General features: G+C 70.7%; 5 protein-coding genes. 3 read left to right on the top strand and 2 right to left on the bottom strand.

Annotated elements, in window-relative coordinates:
- Nucleotides 1–288: 288 nt before the first annotated feature.
- Both A7A76_RS21740 and A7A76_RS21745 read left to right on the top strand, forming a co-directional pair.
- A complete protein-coding gene (locus tag A7A76_RS21740) occupies nucleotides 289–2,118 on the top strand; it encodes a monovalent cation:proton antiporter-2 (CPA2) family protein (RefSeq protein ID WP_206413266.1) in 1,830 nt (609 codons plus the stop codon).
- 124 nt (nucleotides 2,119–2,242) lie between these two features.
- Nucleotides 2,243–2,758: a hypothetical protein gene (locus A7A76_RS21745; protein WP_206413267.1), complete on the top strand. Its 516-nt coding sequence runs from the start codon at nucleotides 2,243–2,245 to the stop codon at nucleotides 2,756–2,758.
- 215 nt (nucleotides 2,759–2,973) lie between these two features.
- Here A7A76_RS21745 and A7A76_RS21750 read toward each other — a convergent pair whose 3' ends face one another.
- Nucleotides 2,974–4,350 (bottom strand): trypsin-like serine peptidase, encoded by a 1,377-nt coding sequence (locus A7A76_RS21750; RefSeq protein ID WP_206413268.1) that lies wholly within the window; start codon nucleotides 4,348–4,350, stop codon nucleotides 2,974–2,976.
- A 188-nt stretch (nucleotides 4,351–4,538) separates the two neighbouring features.
- The gene (locus A7A76_RS21755) at nucleotides 4,539–4,871 is read right to left on the bottom strand and encodes a hypothetical protein (RefSeq protein ID WP_206413269.1); all 333 of its coding nucleotides are present in this window, start codon (nucleotides 4,869–4,871) and stop codon (nucleotides 4,539–4,541) included.
- Here A7A76_RS21755 and A7A76_RS21760 point away from each other — a divergent pair.
- Nucleotides 4,870–5,058: hypothetical protein (locus A7A76_RS21760; protein ID WP_206413270.1), on the top strand; the 189-nt coding region annotated here is incomplete at its 3' end. The two genes, A7A76_RS21755 and A7A76_RS21760, sit on opposite strands and share 2 nt — an antisense overlap.

The raw sequence follows: 5,058 nt of genomic DNA on the forward strand, positions 1-5,058 counted from the left end.
GCCGTTGGGCCCGCTGCGGACGGGCGCGGTGCGGTGGGCGGGCACGCGGGCCTTGCGGTCGCGAGCGGCGGGAGCGGGGCGGGAGCGCATCGCCGCGATGATACGTGCACCGCTGCGCGCGGGCGATACGCGCGGGCGCTGGCGACAGGCGCGAGCGATGCGCGCAATGCAGCGTGCGGCCCGGGTGCGCATCGCCGTGCGCCCGCGCCTGCTAGGCTGTGGCCCCGGCCCTGCGGCCGGTCTGACGAACGCGAACGATGCGCCGGCGGCGCGGTAAGGGAGAGTGCGATGGCGGCCGAAGCGGCGGGCGGTAGCGAGCTGGTCAAGGTGGTGGTGCTGTTGGCGGCCGGGGTGATCGCGGTGCCGATCTTCAAGCGCATCGGCCTGGGCTCGGTGCTGGGCTATCTGGCCGCGGGCCTGCTGATCGGCCCGTTCGGATTGGGCTTCTTCGCCGATCCGCAGGCGATCCTGCACGTGGCCGAACTCGGCGTGGTGATGTTCTTGTTCATCATCGGCCTGGAGATGCGGCCCTCGCACCTGTGGAGTCTGCGCCGCGAGATCTTCGGCCTGGGCACCGCGCAGATCGCGCTGTGCTCGGCGGCGATGACCGGCGTCGGCCTGCTCGCCGGGTTCCCGCCGGTGGTGGCCTTCATCGGCGCGATGGGGTTCGTGCTGACTTCCACCGCGATCGTCATGCAGATCCTCGGCGAGCGCGGCGACCTGGCCCTGCCGCGCGGCCAGCGCATCGTTTCGATCCTGCTGTTCGAAGACCTGCTGATCGTGCCGCTGCTGGCGCTGGTGGCGCTGATGGCGCCGCCGGATCCCAACGCCGCCGCGGCCGCCGCGCATTCGCGCTGGGCCGACATCGGCATCGCGGCGGCCTCGCTGGCGGCGCTGATCGGCGCCGGCATCTGGCTGCTCAATCCGATGTTCCGCATCCTCGCCGCGGCCAAGGCGCGCGAGGTGATGACCGCGGCGGCGCTGCTGGTGGTGCTCGGCGCGGCGCTGTTGATGCAGGTCGGCGGCCTGTCGATGGCGATGGGCGCGTTCCTGGCCGGCGTGCTGCTGTCGGAATCCAGCTTCCGCCATCAGCTCGAAGCCGATGTCGAACCGTTCCGCGGCATCCTGCTCGGCCTGTTCTTCCTCAGCGTGGGCATGTCGCTGGATCTCAAGGTGGTCGCGGCCAACTGGCCGCTGATCGTCGGCGGCGTGCTCGCGCTGATGCTGGTCAAGGCGCTGTGCATCTACATCGTCGCGCGGCTGCTGAAGTCCTGCCACACCGAATCGCTGGACCGCGCGGTGCTGATGGCGCAGGGCGGCGAGTTCGCCTTCGTGCTGTTCTCCGCGGCGGTCAACGCGCGCCTGATCCAGGCCGAGATCGGCGCCAACCTCACCGCCATCGTGGTGCTGTCGATGGTGCTCACGCCGGTCGCGATCATCGCCCTGCGCAAGCTCTCGCCCAAGACCGCGCTGTCGCTGGAGGGCGTGGACGAGCCCAACGGCCTCAGCGGCAGCGTGCTGCTGATCGGCTTCGGCCGCTTCGGCCAGGTGGTGTCGCAGTCGCTGCTGGCGCGCGGGGTGGAGGTGGCGATCATCGACACCGACGTGGAGATGATCGAGAGTGCGCAGACTTTCGGCTTCAAGGTCTACTACGGCGACGGCACCCGCCTGGACGTGCTGCACGCCTCCGGCGCGGCCACCGCGCAGTTGATCGCGATCTGCATCGACGACCGCGCCGCGGCCACCAGCACCGCGCAACTGATCCGCCATGAGTTCCCGCAGGCGCGGGTGCTGGCGCGCAGCTTCGACCGCGAGCACGCGCTGGAGCTGGTGCACGCCGGGGTCGACCTGCAGATCCGCGAGACCTTCGAATCGGCGATGCGCTTCGGCGAAGCGGCGCTGATCGAGCTGGGCGTGTCGGCCGACGACGCGGCCGAAGTGGTCGCCGACATCCGCCGCCGCGACGCCGAGCGCTTCGAGCTGGAGCTGGTCGACGGCGTGCGCGCGGGCGTGTCGCTGCTCTACGGCAACATGCAGCAGACGCCGTTGATCGCGCCCAAGCCGCGCCAGGCCAGGCCCGAGGACGAGGAAGAGCACGTGCCGGGCATTTCGGCGTGAGCCGGTCGCGCACGCAGGCGCTGGGCAAGGTCGCGCCGCATGCGGCGGACGTGCCGGGTGCGAGGGTGTCGGGTGCAAGCGGGGCGCGCGCCCGCACCGGCCGCATGCCGAGCGCAGGCGCGCGATGAGCTTCAATCTCTGGGCTCTGCTGTTTGCGTTGCTGTTCGCGGCCGGGCTGTACGCGCTGGTCCGAGCCGTCGGCTCGCTGTTGCGGCTGACCGGCACCGCCATCGTCGCACGCGCACCGGCGCGCAGCGGCGAGCGCCTGAACGTGCCGGCCGGGCGCTACGACCTGTGCGTGGAAGGACGCAGCTTCAGCCTCGATTTCGTCGGAGTGCACGTTGCGTTGCACGGTGCCGACGGCGAACCGGTCCCAGTGCACCGCAAATACCTGAGCCGCACCAAGGTCAGCGGCTTCGGCTCCACCCGCATCAGCACCGGCTGGTTCGAACTCGCGCGCGACAGCGAGCTTAGCCTGCACGTGCAGGGCCTGTCGGCGCAGGCGCAGCAGCGCTGCCGGATCGTAGTCCAGCGACCGATCGGCGCGGGCATCGCGATCCGCGTGGTGGCCCTGGTGCTCGGCGGATTCGCCGTCATCGGCGGCCTGATCGGCAGCGTGCGCGTCTGGCTGTTGCCTTAGCCCTGTCGCCGAAAGCCGCCGCAACCTTCGACATCGCGTCAAACGGTTCACGACCGAACAGCCCCGAAGCCCCTGTAGGAGCGGCGCAAGCCGCGACCGCGCCCCTACAGTCTCGCGCCGCAAGCCCGCTGCCACGACGACACCCCGCGACGTCCAATAAAAAACCGGCCGTCGCACGCAGCGACGGCCGGCCCCTTGTGTTCCAACCTCAGCGCTTACGGATTGAAATACTGCGACACGCTCGAATAGATGTCGGCGAAGCGCGAGTAGTAGTCCGGATCGCGCGGCGCGCTGCAGTACGAGGTGCCGCCGTACAGGCCGCCGCGCAGCTGGTAGCCGCCGCTGCTGGTCACGGTGAACAGGCCCGAGCCGGACGAGCCGCCCTCGGTCACGCCGGTGTTCCACACCACGCGGTACAGCGGCGACTTGCCGTCGATCGAGGTCGACAGCCCGGTCACCGAACCCAGCGAGTACTTCTTCACGTCGCCGGCCGGGTGGTGGATGCCTTCGATCGCGGTGCCGGTGGCGGAGATCGCCGCGCTCGACCAGCCGGCGTAGACGGCGCCCGACGGCGGCGCGGTCTTGAGTTCCAGCAGCGAGGTGTCGCGGGTGGTGTTGGCGTGGCGCAGGTAGGCGCCGCCGCTGAGGGTGGTGTAGGCCGAATTGACCACGCTGCCGTTGCAGGTGGTGGCGTCGTAGAACCAGTAGGTCTGCAGGGTGTTGGCGACGGTCTGGGTGCTGATGCAGTGCGCGGCGGTCCAGAACAGGCGCTTCTTCGGCGAGAAGTTGTTGTTGAGCAGGGTGCCGGTGCACAGGTAGGTGCCGCCAGAGGTGGTGAAGGTCATGCGCGCCACCGACTTGGCGGTGGACAGGAAGCCCGCCGTCGGGCTGGCGCGGCAAACGATGTCCTTCTCGCACGAATCGCTCTCGCCGATCTTGGCCTGGATCTGGCGCTCGCTCGCGGCCGGGCTGATGTCCAGGTGCGAGAGCTGCGGCAGCTTGAGCTTGAGCGACCTGGCGTTCACGCCCTTGGGCAGGACCAGTTCCACGGTCATGGTGTCGCCTTCCACCACCGGCGACCAGCCCAGCTCGTTGCCGGCGAAGTCGGCGCCGCTCTGGGCGAACACGCGGCCGTCGCTGCCGGCGAAGTGCAGGGTCGCCGACTTGGCGCCGGCGCCGCGCAGCGACAGGCCCGCGCGCAGCGCCACCGCGCCGGACGAGGACACTTCGAAGCGCGCGGCGCGGCCGCCGTCGGCGAGCGGCTGCCAGGCCAGGGTGTCCAGATCCACCGCGCTGCGCGCGATGTCGCGGGCGAAGCCGATTTCCAGCGGCTGGCCGTTCTTGTCCTGGGCGACGCGGCGGCTCTTGAGCGCGGAGGCGTCCAGGCTGGTGGGCTGGCCGAGGCTGACCACGCGCGGCACGCTGGCCTTGGCGCTGGAGGCGAACTCGGCAGCGCCCATGGCGCCGGCCGAAGGAGCGCCGGTGACCGGCGCCGAATCCATCTCGGCGACGGAAGATTTGGCCGAAGCGATGGAGCAAAAACCAGACAGCCCGGCGACGAGCGCCAGGCACAGCGCGTTGTTGCGGATCATCGTGCGATTCCTTGTCGGAGTGGCGGAAGGTGGGCGGCATCGCGCCGCGGCGCCCGCGTGGAGACAGCGGACGGCGTCAACCTACTGCCGCCTGCGTGCGCGCTTTTGTGCGCTTCGGCGGGCTTCTCGGAAGCGGCGCAAGTACAAGCGGTTGCACGAGAAACCGTCGCGGACAAGCGCGGATGCGATCACAAATGCGCGGATCGGCGCGCGATCTGGATCGCGTCGCTATCTGCGCTGCGTCGCAGACCGAAGCCGACGCATTGCGCGAACGCGTTGATGCGCTGCGGCGAGGCGCGCGGCCGACGTTGCGCATCGCATTCGTTGTGCGAGGCGAGGCCGCGCGTTGTCGTGGATGCGCGATCCCGCCGATGCGCGCCCGCGACACGGCGCGAGCGGCCGCGGCCGTCGTTGCCGCGGCCGCAGCCACACGACCCCGCCGGCCGCTCAAATCGCCGCCCGCCCGCGCTGCGCAGGACCCAGACGCCGCGTTCATGGCGATGTGAGACCATACCGGCCATGACCAAAAAGACGAGCAAGAACAACAAGACCGGAAAGACCGGCCCCTCCGCCTCCCACGACGGCGCCCCCGCCGGCAAGAAGGGCGGCCGCAAGCCCGCCGCGCCGCGCCCGGCCTGGCTGCCCGACAACCTCCAGCACGGCCCGAGCAAGGGCGCCCGCGGCAAGCCCAAGGCCGCGCCCGCCGGC

It is taken from the genome of Lysobacter enzymogenes, assembly GCF_017168095.1.
GTDB lineage: Bacteria > Pseudomonadota > Gammaproteobacteria > Xanthomonadales > Xanthomonadaceae > Lysobacter > Lysobacter enzymogenes_D.